The sequence below is a fragment of the Lysinibacillus sp. FSL P4-0201 genome (assembly GCF_038593425.1).
Taxonomy (GTDB): Bacteria; Bacillota; Bacilli; order Bacillales_A; family Planococcaceae; genus Lysinibacillus; species Lysinibacillus capsici.
This window is the reverse complement of sequence record NZ_CP151995.1, coordinates 157,797-175,146: the sequence shown is the minus strand read 5'-3', so window position 1 is coordinate 175,146 and position 17,350 is coordinate 157,797. Positions and strand designations below refer to the sequence as shown.

The 17,350-nt window shown below is 37.5% G+C and carries 18 protein-coding genes; 9 read left to right on the top strand and 9 right to left on the bottom strand.

Annotated features, from left to right (window positions below; genetic code table 11):
• Nucleotides 1-147: 147 nt before the first annotated feature.
• Nucleotides 148-918 (top strand): MerR family transcriptional regulator, encoded by a 771-nt coding sequence (locus MKY76_RS00865; RefSeq protein ID WP_342557258.1) that lies wholly within the window; start codon nucleotides 148-150, stop codon nucleotides 916-918.
• Nucleotides 915-1,568 (top strand): GAP family protein, encoded by a 654-nt coding sequence (locus tag MKY76_RS00860; RefSeq protein WP_066038455.1) that lies wholly within the window; start codon nucleotides 915-917, stop codon nucleotides 1,566-1,568. Before MKY76_RS00865 ends, MKY76_RS00860 begins: the two co-directional genes overlap by 4 nt.
• A 39-nt stretch (nucleotides 1,569-1,607) precedes the next feature.
• Here the strand turns inward: MKY76_RS00860 and MKY76_RS00855 are convergent, their stop codons facing one another.
• The 5 genes from MKY76_RS00855 to MKY76_RS00835 form a co-directional block, all read right to left on the bottom strand.
• A complete protein-coding gene (locus MKY76_RS00855; RefSeq protein ID WP_281217389.1) occupies nucleotides 1,608-2,390 on the bottom strand; it encodes an ABC transporter permease subunit in 783 nt (260 codons plus the stop codon).
• Nucleotides 2,387-3,271 (bottom strand): ABC transporter ATP-binding protein, encoded by an 885-nt coding sequence (locus MKY76_RS00850; protein ID WP_048395781.1) that lies wholly within the window; start codon nucleotides 3,269-3,271, stop codon nucleotides 2,387-2,389. The genes MKY76_RS00855 and MKY76_RS00850 overlap by 4 nt, the downstream gene beginning before the upstream one ends.
• Complete coding sequence (locus MKY76_RS00845) at nucleotides 3,268-3,471, bottom strand: PLD nuclease N-terminal domain-containing protein (protein ID WP_081010918.1); 204 nt, start codon at nucleotides 3,469-3,471, stop codon at nucleotides 3,268-3,270. Before MKY76_RS00845 ends, MKY76_RS00850 begins: the two co-directional genes overlap by 4 nt.
• Before the next feature lie 118 nt (nucleotides 3,472-3,589).
• Nucleotides 3,590-4,021 carry a dual specificity protein phosphatase family protein gene (locus tag MKY76_RS00840; RefSeq protein ID WP_066038453.1) on the bottom strand — a complete coding sequence of 144 codons (432 nt, stop codon included), beginning with the start codon at nucleotides 4,019-4,021 and terminating at the stop codon, nucleotides 3,590-3,592.
• Nucleotides 4,022-4,042: 21 nt separating this feature from the next.
• Nucleotides 4,043-4,990 (bottom strand): carbohydrate kinase, encoded by a 948-nt coding sequence (locus tag MKY76_RS00835; RefSeq protein ID WP_054548551.1) that lies wholly within the window; start codon nucleotides 4,988-4,990, stop codon nucleotides 4,043-4,045.
• Between the two features lie 156 nt (nucleotides 4,991-5,146).
• Between MKY76_RS00835 and MKY76_RS00830 the strand changes: the two genes are divergently transcribed.
• The 7 genes from MKY76_RS00830 to MKY76_RS00800 all read left to right on the top strand — a co-directional run bounded on the left by MKY76_RS00830 (nucleotide 5,147) and on the right by MKY76_RS00800 (nucleotide 13,308).
• Entirely contained in the window at nucleotides 5,147-5,710 is a 564-nt protein-coding gene (locus MKY76_RS00830; RefSeq protein ID WP_066038452.1) for a GNAT family N-acetyltransferase, read from the top strand.
• Between the two features lie 18 nt (nucleotides 5,711-5,728).
• Nucleotides 5,729-6,643 carry a DMT family transporter gene (locus MKY76_RS00825; protein ID WP_257962174.1) on the top strand — a complete coding sequence of 305 codons (915 nt, stop codon included), beginning with the start codon at nucleotides 5,729-5,731 and terminating at the stop codon, nucleotides 6,641-6,643.
• Between the two features lie 199 nt (nucleotides 6,644-6,842).
• Entirely contained in the window at nucleotides 6,843-7,949 is a 1,107-nt protein-coding gene (locus MKY76_RS00820; protein ID WP_112117038.1) for an extracellular solute-binding protein, read from the top strand.
• A gap of 83 nt (nucleotides 7,950-8,032) precedes the next feature.
• Entirely contained in the window at nucleotides 8,033-9,103 is a 1,071-nt protein-coding gene (locus MKY76_RS00815) for an ABC transporter ATP-binding protein (RefSeq protein ID WP_342557257.1), read from the top strand.
• Between the two features lie 12 nt (nucleotides 9,104-9,115).
• On the top strand, nucleotides 9,116-10,822 hold the full coding sequence (locus tag MKY76_RS00810; protein WP_342557256.1) for an iron ABC transporter permease: 1,707 nt from the start codon (nucleotides 9,116-9,118) through the stop codon (nucleotides 10,820-10,822).
• Nucleotides 10,823-10,849: 27 nt separating this feature from the next.
• On the top strand, nucleotides 10,850-12,364 hold the full coding sequence (argH, locus tag MKY76_RS00805) for an argininosuccinate lyase (RefSeq protein WP_054548557.1): 1,515 nt from the start codon (nucleotides 10,850-10,852) through the stop codon (nucleotides 12,362-12,364).
• Nucleotides 12,361-13,308: a BadF/BadG/BcrA/BcrD ATPase family protein gene (locus tag MKY76_RS00800; RefSeq protein ID WP_342557255.1), complete on the top strand. Its 948-nt coding sequence runs from the start codon at nucleotides 12,361-12,363 to the stop codon at nucleotides 13,306-13,308. Before argH ends, MKY76_RS00800 begins: the two co-directional genes overlap by 4 nt.
• 21 nt (nucleotides 13,309-13,329) lie before the next feature.
• Here the strand turns inward: MKY76_RS00800 and MKY76_RS00795 are convergent, their stop codons facing one another.
• The 4 genes from MKY76_RS00795 to MKY76_RS00780 all read right to left on the bottom strand — a co-directional run bounded on the left by MKY76_RS00795 (nucleotide 13,330) and on the right by MKY76_RS00780 (nucleotide 17,173).
• On the bottom strand, nucleotides 13,330-14,634 hold the full coding sequence (locus tag MKY76_RS00795; RefSeq protein WP_233436279.1) for a transglutaminase domain-containing protein: 1,305 nt from the start codon (nucleotides 14,632-14,634) through the stop codon (nucleotides 13,330-13,332).
• 90 nt (nucleotides 14,635-14,724) lie between these two features.
• Nucleotides 14,725-15,861: a transglutaminase domain-containing protein gene (locus MKY76_RS00790; protein ID WP_342557254.1), complete on the bottom strand. Its 1,137-nt coding sequence runs from the start codon at nucleotides 15,859-15,861 to the stop codon at nucleotides 14,725-14,727.
• 253 nt (nucleotides 15,862-16,114) lie between these two features.
• The gene (locus tag MKY76_RS00785) at nucleotides 16,115-16,375 is read right to left on the bottom strand and encodes a metal-sensitive transcriptional regulator (protein ID WP_004233098.1); all 261 of its coding nucleotides are present in this window, start codon (nucleotides 16,373-16,375) and stop codon (nucleotides 16,115-16,117) included.
• Nucleotides 16,376-16,459: 84 nt separating this feature from the next.
• Nucleotides 16,460-17,173: a glycosyltransferase family 2 protein gene (locus MKY76_RS00780; protein WP_048395935.1), complete on the bottom strand. Its 714-nt coding sequence runs from the start codon at nucleotides 17,171-17,173 to the stop codon at nucleotides 16,460-16,462.
• Between the last annotated feature and the right edge of the window lie 177 nt (nucleotides 17,174-17,350).

Sequence of the window (17,350 nt, the reverse complement as noted above, 5' to 3'; positions counted from 1 at the left end):
CTATATATTTTCCGAGTTATTTGACAAATTTCGAGTTACACACCCATTATATTCCTAAGTTATAGAGATTCCAAGAAAGGAGTTTTACAATCCCTCTTGAAAGTGACGTTACGTCATTTTATATAATGTCATTAACAGAGAGGAGGAGTGATTACCTTGATTACGATTCACAATGTATCAAAACAAACTGGCATTTCTGTTCGAACGTTACGTTACTATGAGGAGATCGGCTTGTTACTTCCTATAGCAAAGACTGAGGGGGGACATAGGATTTACGGAGAGAACGAACTCAAAACGTTACAACAGATTGTATTTTTAAAGGCATTGGGCTTCAAGTTGAAAGAAATTCAGACGCTTATCAATAATTCATGGAACTGGGAAGCAAGTTTAGACCATCAGTTAGCTTTTGTAGCAGAAGAGCAAAAGAAACTACAGCAAATGAAGAACACTATTCTTGGATTAAAGAATGCTTCGTCTATCGAAGGTGGGTTGACAGAGTCCCTTATCCAAAAGTACATTAAGCTTTCAAATCAAGAACGAGATAATAAGCAAGCCTTCCGCCAGCAGATTTTTGCAGCTACAGAAATGGAATTATTTGCAAAATTACCCAATTTAAATAAAAATGATCCTAATTCTTTAGAGTGGATTGGTTTATTAGGTCAATTAAAGCAGCTTCATAAGGAAAGCCCTGAAGCCGATTCCGTGCAGTTTATTATTAAACGAATGATGGAAAAAGCCGAGGTAGAATATAACGGAAATGATGAATTTTTAGAGAAGATGTGGACGATAAGAAAATCTACTTATAAATCTGAACAAATAGGATTATATCCTTTAGAGGAAGAATTTCTACATTTTATAGAGCAGGCTTTTCATGTTTATGAAACAAAAAAACAGGCGTTAGGAAAGTCACAATCATGAACATAGAAATGTTGCTACTGATTGGTACCTTAGCTTTGTTAGACATGTTTAGTCCTTCTATAATTGGTGTATCAGTCTATGTATTGCTTGTGGCTAAAAAACAGCAGATCCGCCTTTTATTAACCTATTTAATGACTGTTGGTTTGTTTTACTTTAGTACTGGGATTTTTTTAATGTTAGGTCTAGGTGTCATATTCAACCCTATTTCTAATTTGCTAGATAGTTACTCAGCTCGATTAATCATGACCATGGTAGGGGGAATTTTATTTATTGGCAGTTGGTTAGTTCCAAAAAGAAAGGCAAATGGATCCCCTAAACCAAAATCTTTACATGTCAGCTCTATGGTAGCTTTAGGTTTCACAACTTCTATTTTAGAAGTTGCAACCGCTCTTCCTTATTTCGCGGCAATAGGTATTTTAACGAGTAATCAAATAGTGTTTTATGAATGGTTACCTTTATTGGCAGGATACAATTTAGTAATGATTGCACCAGGGATCATCCTACTATGCTTACATCTATTATTCCGCCGATTTATGAATAAACCTTTAAGAAAAATTCAAACGCTTTTTGATCAAAGAACAAGCTCGACCCTTTCTTGGATTATGTTCTTTGTAGGATTGATTTTGCTTATAAATGGTAGGATGATTTAAAATAAAAAACGGTAAAAATCCATTTTTACCGTTTTCTCTTCAGATTTTTGTCATAGACGCATTTCTTTTCATCATCACGATACCAATGCCGATGCAGATAATTGTCAATGCTAGCGTAATGACTAAGCTCCACCAGTAATCTGACATATCTATTGTCCCTCGAAATTTTGCAATTCCGTAGCTTGCTAGTTTCCACGGTGATATTGTCCAAAAGATTCCTATAATCATATCGATAATTTGCCCAACAAAGATCACTGTAAATGCACATGTTGTAGCAATAACTGTTTTAAAGCTGGCACTCATCATTAACGTAACAGCTATCACAAATAGCAACCAAATATAGTACGTAGAAAAGCTTACTAACAGTGCACCCACGTCCAACGTTCCATATAGAATAGTTGTATAATAGACACTTGCACCAAACCCAGCTAAAATACTAACAAAACAAATGGTGCTCATAACAACAAATTTACTCAAAAAATATGCGCCAAATGATATAGGCCGAGCATATAGTAATGTTGCCATACCATTAGCACGTTCCTTACTGACAGCTCCTACAAACGAAGCCACCATCACCAACAAGCCAATTGTTTGAAATTGCCCGATAGAAGCTTGAATTAAATCCAGTGGCATTAATTCTGGCATCAACATTTCAAAGCCCTCTGGAACATTTCCAACAGCATTTAAAATATCCATCATATAATAGTTTGTTAGTGGATCACTCATTCCAAGCAGAGCAAACACTAGAGGAATCCATAGAAACTTCCAACTCCGCCATGCTTCTCTAAATTCCTTTTGCAGAAGTACATTGAATCCTCTCATGCCTTTTTCGCCACCTTCATGAAAATTTCTTCCAAAGATGCTGTCTGTCGCTCTACCTTTCTAATTGTATAAGGACATTCACTTAACCGTTGAAGCAACATTTTCATCGTCGGCTCTTCATTCACGATCTCAATATACACATTACAACCTATTACATGATTAGAGGAATTTGCAAAAAGCTTAGCCTCTTCTTCACTGCCAAATTCAATGACATAATTTTGCTCATCAAAACGTTGCCGTACTTCACGTAATGTTCCCTGCTCTACTAGTTTTCCATTTTGCAAGAATAATAGTTGATCTGTCATTTCTTCAGCATCATTTAAAATATGCGTTGAGTATAAAATAGTCGTCTCTTGCTGTAGTCCTTTTAATAAATCAAGTACTTCTCTACGGCCGACTGGATCTAAAGCTGAAACAGGTTCGTCTAATAGCAGTAATTTAGGCTTATGCACTATTGCTTGGGAAATACCCAGTCGCTGCTTCATTCCACCTGAAAAAGAGGCTATTTTTTTATGTTGGACGTCCCCTAACCCTACAAATTCTAAGGTTTTTTGTGCTTCTAATTTAGCCTTTTTGGCTGCTACACCATTCAATTTTGCAGCCATTTCTGTAAACTCTAACGCAGTTAACCAAGGATGAAATTGTGGATATTGGGGTAAAAAACCTATATTCGCACGTAAATCATTACCTAGCATCTTTACATTGCCAGCAGTCGGTCTTAAAAGCCCCGTTAACATAGATAAAGTGGTTGTCTTGCCAGCTCCATTTGGACCAATTAAAGCCGTAGAAGTTTTTTCCTCTAAGTTAAAATGAATAGCATCTACAACTTTGTGCTCTGCAAATTGCTTGGTCAAACCTATAACTTGAAGTAAAGTTGTCATGACTGCTTTCTCCCCACTATAAAGTACGCAATTGATCCAAATAGATTAGCAAAAAGAATAATAAACACCCAAAGAATTTTAGGGCCGTTTGTTGCATGAATTTTTCGTAAATCAATAAGTGCTACAATCATCAAAATAATTTGAACGATGATGAGCGGTGCTATTACTGCCCATGGAACTTTTGCTAATTCCTCCATCATACAGATCACCTCATTAGTTGTTATACATTAACTATAACAACTTTGTTCTAATATGTATAGAACAAAGTATCTCTTACATCATAAAAAAAGATGTACCTTAATTAGTACATCTTCTCAATTATTTATAAAGTTTTTGCAGCGCGTCTTCCATTTTAGGGCGTATCGTCACCACTGGACGAGCTTTTTTGACAGCTGCCTGTGCTGCTTCTAATGAATCAGCCATACCCAACTCCATTAATATAGCAGTAGCTGCAACACCTGCACGTCCACCACCACTTCCACAGTGGACATATACTTTCTGCCCTGTCTCAAAGGCTATAGCAACTTCTTGCGCGACTTGTTGGATGGATGATGCTACCTCACTATCTTCATCTGCTATAGGCATATGTTTATAAGAATAAGGAACTGTCTCCTGGTCTTGAGGGGATAGTCCTTGAACACGAACATCTATCACAACATCAACGGATTCTTGTGTAAATGCAGCCTCTGCATCTTTTGCACCGCCAAAGAACAGTTGATCCTTTACTAAAACATCGTAGTCTTTCCCCATATTCTCCACGCCTCACATGTTTTATTTTAGTAAATGCTTAATATCCTCATAATATGGTAGAGCCGTTAAAGCACCTGCTTTTGTTGCGGCAAAAGCTCCTAATTTGTTGCCAAAGCTTGTACAACGCACTAGTTCTTCTTTTGTTGTAGGTAAACCATTGTAATGGACATCACGTAGGACACCTGCCATAAATGCATCTCCCGCACCTGTTGTATCCACAGGCACTACTTTCTCAGTAGGTACATGGATAACTTCACCATTAAGGACTGCATAAGTCCCGTTTTCTCCTACGGTAATTAAAATAATAGGCACTAAATAGCTATTTAATTGCTCGATACCTTCTTCTAAGCTACTTGTCTCTGTTAGGAAGAATAGCTCATCATCCGTCACCTTTAAAATATCGACATCCTCGAAAAATGATGTAATCGTATCTCGACAAATTTCTTCACTACTCCAACGTAAAGGACGAATATTTGCATCCATTGCAATAATCGCACCCTTGTCCTTAGCCATTTCTACTGCTGCTCGTGTTGTAGCAAGAGCTGTTGGATGGAACATTGTGCCTGAACACACCGTTAAAGCAGAGGCATGCTTAAAAGCTGCTTCATTTAGCTGTGATGGTTCAACTTGTAAATCAGGTGTTTCATCAACATAATCCTTAAAAATTCGCTCACATGCTTCTGTTAGATGCACATATACACCACTTACTCGTTTTGCTGGATCAAATACGGCATAATCCAGTTTCACACCCTCTTGGGCAAGCCCATCTCGCACAAATTGCGAGCCCTCGTCATCCCCCGTAATTGTAATTAATGCGGAAGGCGCACCAATGCGGCTAATACCCGCTGCAACATTGACCGTTGCGCCACCCATATATTTAGTAAATGATGTGTTTGTTACATCATCAGCAATATAGTCAATAAAAGCATCTCCATAGACTAATATAAAATCCTTCTCTTGCTTTGTCATGATAGTCCTCCTGAAAGTCTAGTCATTATAGATTAACACGAAAATTGTCATTCTATAAAGGTTTTTACTTTTGGGATTTCTTTATGAGAGGATGGATAACTTGAGTCATCCCCTATCTTTGTTATACTTGCCTATAGAAAGGTAGGGATTATCAAAATGAGTATTACAATTCGACAAGCGCAACCACAAGATGCCCATGCCGTTGTGCCTTTAATTATCGACGCCATTGGCGATATTGCTAATCGCTTAACTGGTGAGCAATCAACGGAGGCTGTTATACAAGAGCTGACTGTTCTTTTTCACCAAGAAGACAATCGACATTCTTATTTAAATACTTTTGTCGCTACTGAAAATGAACAGATTTTGGGGATTCTCGTTTATTATCACGGCGAACAAGCCGTTCACATGGACGCTAACCTTGTTAAATGGCTTGAAGCAAAAAATGCGCCATCCATTGTTATTGACCAAGAAGCCCATGAAGATGAGGCTTACATTGATACAGTTTGTGTTGCACCAGCTGCACGTGGTAAAGGAATCGGAACATTGCTATTACAATTTGCTGAAGAGCTGACAAAGCAGCGTGGCTATACAAAATTATCTTTAAATGTTGAAACCCAAAAAGAAGAAGCTCGCCGTCTTTATGAACGACTAGGCTTTGTTATTACGGAGCCTTGGTCAATTATTGATGAGCCTTTTCACCATATGGTTAAACAGTTTTAGGAAGTGAATAACTAATATATGAAAAACAATTTGATTTACCCTCTTTTGATTGTTATTGCATCTAGTAGTTACGGGATCTTGTCAACTATTGTCAAAGTAGCTATGCAGCATGGCTTTACATCAGCGGAGGCTGTATCAAGCCAATATATTATTGGCTTTTTACTCGTAATATCCATCTTTATTTTTACTGACAGAAAATTACCAAAACCGTCCAAGAAGGGCTTACTTATTTTAATATGCGCGGGAATTTTTACAGGGACAACAGGTATCGTGTACGGAGAATCTTTAAAGTATCTTCCTGCTTCTCTTGCAGTAGTCATGTTATTCCAATTTACATGGATTGGTCTACTGATTGATTGTGCCCTCCATAAAAGATTACCAAGTAGACCTGAAGTAATTTCAATCGTTATCTTATTTATAGGAACGATTCTAGCTGCAGGTGTATTAAATGTAGATTTAAGTGACATTCCTATTCAAGGATGGCTATTCGGTTTTACAGCAGCCGTTACTTTTGCATGTTTTATTCAATTTAATTCTCGACCCGTCGAGGGCGTGACTACCACATCAAGGGTATTAATCGTTTCCTCTGTAGCCCTTATTTTGATCAGTATTTTCCTAAGCCCCGAGGTTATTTGGAACGGTAAACTATTCATGCACGGCCTGTGGAAATACGGACTAGCACTAGGTCTTTTCGGTATCATTTTACCGATTTATCTATTTTCAATTGCTATCCCTAAAATCGGTGGTGCGCTTGCTTCTATTTTAAGTGCCATTGAATTACCAGTGGCTGTTACTGTTTCTGTTATTGTTTTGCATGAACCTTTAACTGCTGTACAAATTATCGGGATTGTACTGGTGATTGCTGGTATGATGCTGCCAACCATTGTTGCACAACGTCAACAAAAGGATAGCTTATTAGAAGCACATTCATAAAACGACAAAAAACTCCTTAAAAATGGAATGATTCCTTTTTAAGGAGTTTTTTTGAACTTTAATGAAATGCCATTGCTTACCATTATGCACTTCGCTATGATGAATGCAAATGTAATTTTTTAATAATTCTAACATTAATGTTCCCCTTCGGTATTATACTGCAATATGCAAGTAACTTACTTTAAGAAAGGGGAAGTTGATGAAAAAAGCCTATATTCTTGGTTTTTTCCTTATGTTAATGCTTTTCGTTTTAGCTGCTTGTAATGGCAAAGATCAGCAAAATTCTACAAATGATGCAGCAAATAATGACGAGGCATCGGATGGTAAAAAAACAGAAGTAGCAGCAACGTCGCCTTCAGGCAAGCTAGTAATTTACACTGGACGTGACGAAGAAATGGTGCAAAATGTGATCGATCAGTTTAATGAAAAATATCCAGACATTGAAGTAGAATTTCTAACGATGGGTGCTCAACAAATTTTAGAACGTCTTCGTGGAGAGAAAGCCAATCCTCAAGCAGATTTTTGGTGGGGCGGAACCCAATCAGCGCTCATTGTTGGCGCCAATGAAGACTTACTACATGCTTGGCAGCCGAGCTTTATTGACGCTATTGATACCACACACAAAGATGTTGAAGGACGATGGTTCGGCGAGATGCTGTTACCAGAAGTAATTATGATTAATAGTGATTTACTAACAAAAGAAACTGGTCCACAGGACTGGGATGACTTATTAGATCCTAAATGGAAGGATCAAATTTTAATCAGAGGTGTACTGGCGTCAGGCACAATGCGTACGATTTATTCTTCCATGATTGTACGGCAAGATGCAGATTCACCAGATAAAGGCTATGAATGGTTACTACAATTAGATGCCAATACAAAGGAGTACACACAAGACCCTAATGCCTTGTATTTAAAGCTAACACGTCAAGAAGGCAGTGTCTCCCTATGGAATCTACAAGATATTTTGTTAAAAAAATATACGACAGATTATCCTTTTGATTATATTTATCCTAAAAGTGGAGCACCTATTTTAGTAGACGGTGTAGCAGTTGTAAACAATGCGAAAAACCTAGAAAATGCGAAACTATTTGTAGAGTTTTTATTTGAAAAAGAGATGGTAACACAATTAGCTAATGATTACTATCAAATTCCTACACGTTCTGATATCGACAAAGCCTCCATGCCAGAATGGTATCAGGAATTAGATTTAAAAACATTTGATATTGATTGGCAGCTAATGTCTGACAAAGAAGCAGAATGGATGGAATACTGGGATAACAATATTAAAGGGCGCGGTAAATAGTAGAACGGGTAAAAATTCGGCTTATACAGCGAATTTTTACCTTCCTGTATCATCTAGATTCTTTGTTAGAGAGGAGCTAATGATTGAGAAGTGTCAGAATTGAAAATGTCTCGAAGCAATTTGGTCAAGTGTATGGCGTGAAAGACTTAAATCTTGAAATAAAAGCTGGTGAATTTTTTACCTTTCTCGGTCCTAGCGGCTGTGGCAAAACAACCACTTTAAGGATGCTTGCAGGCTTTTATTACCCTACTAAAGGCAAAATTCTTTTTGATGAGCGAGATGTCACTCGACTTCAGCCCAATAAGCGCAATATCGGCATGGTATTTCAAAATTATGCCCTTTTCCCCCATATGACAGTTGATGAGAATATTGCATTTGGTTTACAAGTTCGAAAATTTTCAAAAGCTGAGATTCAGCACAAGGTTGATCGAATTAGAGGCCAAGTGCATCTTGCTGCTTACGGCAACAGAAAAATAAATGAGCTATCTGGTGGACAGCAGCAACGTGTTGCTTTAGCTAGAGCACTCGTGATAGAGCCAGATATTTTATTGCTTGATGAACCTCTATCCAATCTAGATGCAAAATTGCGTGAGGAAACACGTATTGAAATCAAACGAATCCAATCTGAGCTTGGAGTCACAACGATATACGTTACTCACGATCAAATGGAGGCCATGTCTATGTCGGATCGAATTATGGTCATGGAAAATGGCTATATCAAACAAATTGGTACTCCTCAGGAAATTTATCATCAACCCAAGGATCGTTTTGTGGCAAATTTTATTGGTGAAACTAATTTAATTGAATGCTCAATCCAAGCTATTGATGGGGAAAATGTACAAGTACGAACAGTGAATGGACATAATTTAACTGGGCGAAAGCAACAAAGCTCTCCCTCTTTAACGCATATGATTGGAGACAAAGCATTTATTTCTATTCGTCCAGAATCGATTCGACTTGGTACTGGTGAAAACACATTAACAGGAAAAATTACATTTGTTGAATTCACAGGTATTAGCGTTAATTACATTGTAGATTTTACTGCGTTCTCACTTAAAGTAATGCTTATTAATTCTTATGACCAAATCAAAAAGATCGGTGAAGATATTACAATCCATATGGCACAAGATTCACTATACTTTTTAGGGGAATAGGAGGAAGCCAATATGGAGAGACAGTCTGAAAGTACGTGGACGCGAATTTTTCATGCCAATTGGTTTGTCTATGTTTTAATATCGCCATTATTTTTAGTGTTATTCGCCTATGTGGTTTACCCCTTCTATCAAACTTTCATCCAAAGCTTTGCTGGCGATGAAGCATTCTTGCACTATAAGAAATTTTTTGATATAGCTAGTCCAGCAAATTTAGAGGCCTTGTGGACCAGTATTTATATTTCATTCATCAGTGTTATTTGCTGTGCACTTGTTGGGGTAACAATGGCCTTTTTACTAGAACGCTATAATTTCCCTGGGAGACGGATATTGTCTGTTTTAGTTTTGGTTCCAATGGCACTTCCTCCTCTAGTAGGTGTTTTGTCCTTTTCATTTTTATATGGTGATAGCGGGATTTTTCCACGAATTTTTCAGCATCTATTTGGGTTGGATCACGTTCCTTTTGCCTTGAAGGGAATATGGGGTGTCATCGTTGTTCATACATTCACAATGTATACGTACTTCTATTTGACTGCCTCTGCTGCCATTAAGGGGCTTGATCCTGCTCTTGAAGAGGCAGCTACTAGTCTGGGTGCAGGGCGTATTCGCGTATGGACAAAGGTTATTTTACCAATGCTCACACCTTCTATTGTTGCCTCATCCTTATTGGTGTTTATGATTTCTATGGCTTCTTATACTGCACCTTTGATGTTTGGTGTAGAGCGTACTATGACGATGCAAATTTATTTATCACGTACAAATGGGAATCTTGAGATGGCTGCAACACAGTCGATGATATTATCTTTTGTATCTATCACTTTTTTAATCATTATGCGCTGGTATCAAAATCGCAGAAATTATCAAAATCTAAGTAAGGGAATTAGTGTTCATCGTTCAGAGGTATCCTCAAAAAAGGTAAAAATTATAGCAACAATTGCTTCTTTTGTTGGCACATTAATATTGATACTGCCTATTTTAGTGCTGATATTGATCTCTTTTTCTGTGGATGGCGCTTGGAAAACGCAAATTCTCCCGACCGACTATACAATTGATCATTATATTGCCCTTTTTACCGATGAGCGCACATGGCGGCCTATTTGGAACTCCATTCAAATGGGTGTCATTGCAACACTGGGCAATATCATCTTTGGTGTCGCGGCTGCTTATGCTATGGTGCGCTTAAATTTTAAAGGGAAAACCTTGCTCGATATTTTGATAATGGTACCTTGGGCTTTGCCAGGAACAGTTGTTGCTGTTAATTTAATTGCTGCTTTTAGTACAGAAAGTATCTTTAGTTTTAATCAAGTATTGATCGGGACATTTTGGATTTTGCCATTAGCCTACTTTATTCGACATTTACCACTTGTTTTTCGATCAACATCCGCCTCTCTTGTACAGCTAGATCAATCGATTGAAGAGGCATCACGTGGCTTAGGAGCCAACTGGTGGTATACATTTAGACGTATTGTCGTGCCTTTAACATTCACCGGGATTTTAGCAGGGACACTCTTAGCCCTCGTGCAAAGCTTTGGTGAATTTGTTGCATCCATTCTAATTTACAGTACATCCACTATTCCATTGTCTGTAGCGATATTCCAAAAATTGTATGCATTTAAATTTGGGACCGCCTGTGCTTATGGTGTCTTACAAATTTGTTTAATTTTAGTTGTCCTTATTATTTCTGAAAAACTATCAAAAGGCAGTGCTGGAACAGCCATCTAGCTGCCAATCTATTAGGGGGCCATGACAATGTTTGAAGATTTTCGCAATAAAACACAGCTGGAAGATGGGATGATATTCCCTTCTAACATCTATCGAAAAATCGTTTTACAGCCAGCTTATGATGAGGCAAAGAAAAATTTTTTAACAATTATGCTACAAATCAATATTGCTCATTTAAAAATGTTAGAAGAACAAGGACTTGTAAAAAAAGATGAAGCAAAGCAAATTGGGATAGCTCTAAAAAAAATTGACTTAAATTATTATCGTTTAGAGGATTACAGTCCCCAATATGAGGATTTATTTTTCCGCATTGAAAATAAATTAATAGAGCTTGCTGGAGATGTTGCTGGAAATCTTCACATTGGCAGAAGCCGAAATGATATGGGTATTGCCATCTATCGAATGACATTAAGAAAAAAATTATTACTATTAATGCGAGAGTTACTAACATTACGTGATGATTTAATCGCTGCTGCAGAGGAACATATCGATACCATTATGATTGGCTACACACATACACAGCAGGCCCAGCCTACAACCTTCGCCCATTATTTAAAGGCCGTGATCGATCAGCTAGAGCGTGATTTTGAACGAATGCAGCATGTCTATAAAACCGTCAATCGTAGCAGTATGGGAGCCGCTGCCTTAACAACGACAGGCTTTAATATTAGTAGAGAACGTATGCGTGATCTACTAGCCTTTGATGATATTATCGAAAATGCATGGGATGCGGTTGCAGGAGCAGATTATATAGCTGAGGCTGCAAGTATTGTACAGCTTGCAGCACTTAATCTTGGCCGTACTTCTCAAGATTTTCTATTATGGGCTACTCAGGAGTTTAATGCGTTTACACTCGCAAGTCCATATGTGCAAATAAGCTCTATTATGCCTCAAAAGCGTAATCCTGTTTCTATAGAACATACACGCTCATTACTATCTGCGGTTGTAGGAGATGCAAGTACAGTATTACAGATGGTACATAATACACCTTTTGGCGATATCGTAGACACTGAGGATGATATGCAGCCTTATTTATGGCGTGCCATTGACCGCTTAATTGGTATTTATAAGTTGTTTGGTTCGCTTGTTGTTACAATGGATGTCAATAAGAAGAAGTTAAAAAATCGCGCTGAAAATAGCTTTGCGAATGTCACTGAGCTAGCTGATACATTAGTCCGTTCAGAGGGCATTTCCTTCCGTCAAGCACATAGTATTGTTAGTAAATGTATTAAGGTTCTACTTGCTCATGGAGAGGAATCATTAGCTAGTCTTACATGGGGACTTGCAAATACACAATCGAAATTGATCACGGGCAAGGAATTAACTATTTCAGAAGAGGATTTCTATAAAACATTAAAACCAGAATCTTTTGTTGGTGTACGAACATTACTCGGTGGACCCGCTCCAGCCACTATGAAAGCTGCTCTTGAACGCTCCAAACTGAATGCCCATGATTTTTATGAATGGATTCGCTTAAAGGAAAGTTCCATTATTGAAGCAGAAAAAGAACTAACAGCCTTTCTAGAGGAATGGAATCAATGAAGCAATGGTTATTAATTATTGATGGTGGGGCGACAAAAACAGCATGTGCTGTTGTTCATGCTGAATCTGGTGACATTGAATATTCTATATCCGCTAAAGGCTCTAATTATCAAGCCATTGGTGTTGAATCAGCTACAGCAATCTTACAAGAGCTTTTAGCAAATGTTGAAACATTTTTGCAAAAGTATCCTAATTCTCAAATTGCTGTAGCTACCTTTGCTTTAGCTGGCATTGATTCTCCGAAGGATCATTCAACCGTCGTGGCCATTGTTCAAAATGCTCTTCAGACCACACAGCTACAAATCGATACGCTGATTATTGAAAATGATGCGGAGGCCACACTATTAGGTGTGACTGCTGGACAGGCAGGTGCACTACTCATCGCTGGAACAGGAGCTATTGCCTATGCCTTTGATGGGCAACGAATTGTACGTGTAGGGGGTTGGGGACATCGGGCTGGCGATGAGGGAAGTGGGTATTGGTTAGGGCAGGAAGTCGTAAGAGCTATATTTAAAATGGAGGATGGTCGTGGGAAACCAACAATCTTAAAGGAAGCCGTCTATCAATCTTTAGGTATACAAGATGTTACAGAGCTCGCTGAATGGCTCTTCCGCCCTTCCTATACCAATGCACAACTGGCCAAGATGGGTTCCTTTGTGGCAAAGGCAGTCGAGCAAGAAGATGCTTGTGCCATCGAAATATCTCAACAAGCAGCCCACGAACTAGCTATTCTAGCAAACGCTGTATTGAAAAAAATTAACTATCAGAATACACCATTTACTCTATATTGTAATGGTGGTGCCATCAAACATAATCCACTCATTTTAAAGATGTTTACAGAGGAAATAACCTTCATGTATCCTCAAGTGGACATTACCCTTTGTCAGCATCAGCCTATTACTTATTTAATTGAACGAACAAAAAGGGCATATGACTGTTTATAAGTCATTGCCCTTTTCTTGTTTTTAAAGTGCCAGTCTCTTCAATTCATTCGTCGTAAAATAGAGATACCCATCCTTTATAAATAAATCCTTCGAATCCTCCCTATTAAGTACCTCTTCTCCACTACCATCTGGACGAATCTTTGTTAAATACGCCCCTCGTGAATAATTACTAAAGTAGAGCCAACCATCCGAATAAACGATATATTGTGCACGGGAATTTGTGACACGCTTCGTTTTACCAGTTTTCATATCTAGTACATATAACTTATTGTCATCTGCAATATTACTATAAAACAATTGGTCTCCAACCTGTGCTGGGAAGTCTATATCATGATAATAACTATACAGTGTGCTTGTTGCTTTTGGATAGTCTTCAGCAATCCACGTGTGATCCTTCGCCATTGTACGGTCATCTACTAAAAAGTATTGGTAGCGTATTGCGCCCTTACGATCTGGTACTGGATCATTCCATGTCGTATCGAGATGATACCATTGTCCATCCAGCTTGACTAGATTCCAAGCATGTCCCTCTTGACCTACATAGCCTACGATATATTTTGTTTCAATACCCAATTTTTGAAGCATAGAGTGGGCAAGTAAAGCATATCCCTGACATACTCCCCCGTGCTCGGCAAGAACGGTATAAGCGCTGTGTGGGCTAGAATTCGTTTGTTCTGTATAGGAAGTATTGGCAACAATATAGTCATTGACAGCTCGTACCTTTTCTACATCCGTCATAGATTTTTTACTAATCTTAGCAATAATTTCTTGAACATTCATCTCTACATATGCCGCCTGCTCTGGCGTCATTAAATAGCTCTGTTCTCCAAAAATAGTTGCTTTATTTCGCCCATATTCATATCGAATTGAATGTTTACTTACATGGCCGTAAACATAGTCATCGCGTTTGATAGCATTGTTATAGGCCTCTTCTACAATTTGTTCAATTCGCTGTGTATTCCCTTTATATTGAATTTCAAACTTTGGTGAAAAGCTATTATAATACGCATACATCGCATCAGCCAGTTCCTTGGCATTTGTCACGACTAACTTTGTTTCAGGTTTCTGAATAGGTGGAGCTGTAGGGGCTACCTCCGCTTCATGGACATCTTCTATAGGTAGGGCTGTTTCAATTGAGGCATTATCTGAAAGTCTTGCAGTAACATCTACAATCTTCTCTTTAGTTGAAAGTAGCATAGTTTCTATTTCATCATTATTTGTCCAATCGACCACCTGCTGAACAACAGCCTTACCAGCCGTATAAATAGGATCAATAAAAATAATAATAATGGCAATTATAGCTAATTTCTTCCACAAACTCCTCACCTCCAACTGTCTTCTTTACATTATATACAAAAAAAGCACAAAGAACTCACTTAAGGGTCCATTTGTGCCTGTTAATATTTGTTTGTTGACTTAATTAATTTTAAGTTTATGTTCTTTTGTCTGGACATTATACAGTAAATAATTGTCACTAACCTTTAAATTTGTTACTGGCTGCTTCACTAGCACCTCAGCTTTTAACGTTTTTAAATCTAGCTTTGTCAAATACCCACCGTTACTGTAATCACTATAATATAGGTTTTGATTAGTCCCTGTAATATACAACGCACGTTTATCTAATACCTTTGACTTGCTACCACTAGTCATATCAAGCTTATACAGTTTATCGTTATCTGCAGTATTACTAAAATAAACAATATTATTTAACTGATGTGCGAAATGAACATTAAGCATATAACTGTATTTAGTGCTTGTAGCAGTAGGATAATTTCCTTTAATCCAAGTGTGATCTTTGCTAATTTGATTGTCCGACACTAAAAAATAGTCATAGGACGCCGCACCAACGCGATTTGGCAAAGGATCGTTCCATGTTGTATCCAAATGATACCATTTCCCATCAACCTTTACTAAATTCCAAGCATGTGCCTCATTCCCATTTACAAAACCTACAACATATTTTGTCTCTATCCCAGACTGCTCTAACATAGCATGTGCTGCCAATGCATAACCCTGACATACAGCTTGTCCTTCAAAAAACAAAGCATAAGCACTATGTGGACTTGCCTTAGTTTTAGTCCCGTACATAGTATTGGATACAATATAATCGTTAATAGCTTTTACTTTTTGGAAATCTGTCATAGAAGGTTTGATAATATTTTTCAATATTAGATTAATCTTTTTTTGTACAGCTACTTCTTGAGTTTGACTTGTCAGGTACTTCATTTTATACGTTACATTCCCTAGAGAATCTGCGGAAACCATGGTACTTTCTATATGTCCACTTGCATAAACGGCTTGTTGCTTAGCTTTTTCAAGTGCGTCCATCATTTCTTTTTTGAGGTCGCCTATTTTGCCTGTATACGTAATTTTTATATCGGTCTCAAAGTTTTGTATTTGCTTTGCAAGTTCTTCTATTAATTGATCCCAATTTGCTACTGTTGAGTTAGCTACCATAGGATAAATTTGGGAGGTATTTTCTGTTTGTTTTGCATAGACTGCAGTTGGACTTAATATCAATAAAGCCGCACCACATAACAATAATTTTTTCATCACTCATCACCTTCCCTTTGATTCTTTCTTCACTATTTAGCATAGCAAAGAATGTACCTACTAAGCTATCATACAAGTTCACTAACTAAGACTTTTAACTAAAAATATATTAAATTTTATATAATATAAAATACCTAATAATAAAATATAATTAGCGAATATAACTATTTTTTTGCAAAATAATAAAACTCACCTAATTAATAGTGAGTTTTATTTCGATTTAGATTCTGTAATTGTTCAGGAATTTAGAAAATTATCTACTTTTCACCACTAAATTAACTGCTTCCTGAATGGCTTCGTTCATTTTTTCGCCATCCCCTTCAGCATTCTGTACACATTCCAATAGGTTTGTACTAACAATAACCCCAACTGTACGGTCTACAGCAGAGCGTACTGCTGATAATTGTGTAATGACTGCCTTACAGTCTTTTTCCTCCTCCATCATTTTCAAAATGCCACGTAGCTGTCCTTCCATCCGTTTCACACGATTTTTCACTTGATCTGAATATTCCATATACATTGCTCCTTCTCTTATACTCGCTACGCTCTAATGAGTGATCGTTATTCTTTATCCTAGCTCATTGTTTTAAATTTAAACCTAGCCATTACTATTCCTTGGCTTTAGATAATTTATGAGCATTCTCGTAATAATGGTACCAGCGTTTGTTATTTCATCGTACTGAATTATTGAATTCTTCTTTATACGTAATTGCCCAATTTCAACTTCGAAAACTGGACACTTTCTTTTAAGTGCAGCAACTAACATGTTTGTATCATAATCATAGCGTTCACCTTTTACTTTCATTAACCAAGGCAACTCATTGATGGAAATATAACGTAAACCTGTTTGTGTATCCATTAATTTCTTATGATATAGTATCTCGAAAAATAAGCTTGTTGCACGATTTCCCCAGTAAGAAAGAAATGTACTATCAGTTGAACGAAAGTTACGTACACCTAGCACAATCCCTTCAGAAAACACCTTTGTCATCGTTAAAACAAGCTTCACATCTTGTAAAGTATGTTGCCCATGGGCCCCAACTGTAAGGATACCATGGCACCTCGCTTGTTGTTCTCGTATATATGCAAAGGCGGTCTTAAGTGCGCCACCCTTACCAATATTGCAATCATGCTGTAGTACTTGGCAGCGTTCAATTTTATCTAGGTTTTCAAAAATATCTTTATATTTTTGATCACTCCCATCATTGACAATGATGATTTGTGTAATAGTCGTTGCTAGCAATTGATGTACATAGGTAATGAGTGATTGTTGTGGATTATATGCTGGTATAATAGCTGCAATATTTTTCATTTCGATCCCCCACCTAAAGGCTGACAGGTTCTCCGTAGCTACGAATCTCCCTTATATCAAATAGTATCATGTAACAGCAACAATTCAACTGATGAATCCCATTAAAACATATCAATAATATCGATTTTTCTCCGATATATGAACAAAGAGATGAAGAGGCGCTTTGTAAAAAGGTTG

Coding starts and splice junctions, on each gene's coding strand:
- MKY76_RS00820 (WP_112117038.1), top strand. CDS start 6,843: ATGAAAAAAGCCTATATTCTTGGTTTTTTCCTTATGTTAATGCTTTTC.
- MKY76_RS00860 (WP_066038455.1), top strand. CDS start 915: ATGAACATAGAAATGTTGCTACTGATTGGTACCTTAGCTTTGTTAGAC.
- MKY76_RS00845 (WP_081010918.1), bottom strand. CDS start 3,471: ATGATGGAGGAATTAGCAAAAGTTCCATGGGCAGTAATAGCACCGCTC.
- MKY76_RS00800 (WP_342557255.1), top strand. CDS start 12,361: ATGAAGCAATGGTTATTAATTATTGATGGTGGGGCGACAAAAACAGCA.
- argH (WP_054548557.1), top strand. CDS start 10,850: ATGTTTGAAGATTTTCGCAATAAAACACAGCTGGAAGATGGGATGATA.
- MKY76_RS00855 (WP_281217389.1), bottom strand. CDS start 2,390: ATGAGAGGATTCAATGTACTTCTGCAAAAGGAATTTAGAGAAGCATGG.
- MKY76_RS00835 (WP_054548551.1), bottom strand. CDS start 4,990: ATGACAAAGCAAGAGAAGGATTTTATATTAGTCTATGGAGATGCTTTT.
- MKY76_RS00830 (WP_066038452.1), top strand. CDS start 5,147: ATGAGTATTACAATTCGACAAGCGCAACCACAAGATGCCCATGCCGTT.
- MKY76_RS00850 (WP_048395781.1), bottom strand. CDS start 3,271: ATGACAACTTTACTTCAAGTTATAGGTTTGACCAAGCAATTTGCAGAG.
- MKY76_RS00825 (WP_257962174.1), top strand. CDS start 5,729: ATGAAAAACAATTTGATTTACCCTCTTTTGATTGTTATTGCATCTAGT.
- MKY76_RS00780 (WP_048395935.1), bottom strand. CDS start 17,173: ATGAAAAATATTGCAGCTATTATACCAGCATATAATCCACAACAATCA.
- MKY76_RS00790 (WP_342557254.1), bottom strand. CDS start 15,861: ATGAAAAAATTATTGTTATGTGGTGCGGCTTTATTGATATTAAGTCCA.
- MKY76_RS00810 (WP_342557256.1), top strand. CDS start 9,116: ATGGAGAGACAGTCTGAAAGTACGTGGACGCGAATTTTTCATGCCAAT.
- MKY76_RS00785 (WP_004233098.1), bottom strand. CDS start 16,375: ATGGAATATTCAGATCAAGTGAAAAATCGTGTGAAACGGATGGAAGGA.
- MKY76_RS00840 (WP_066038453.1), bottom strand. CDS start 4,021: ATGGGGAAAGACTACGATGTTTTAGTAAAGGATCAACTGTTCTTTGGC.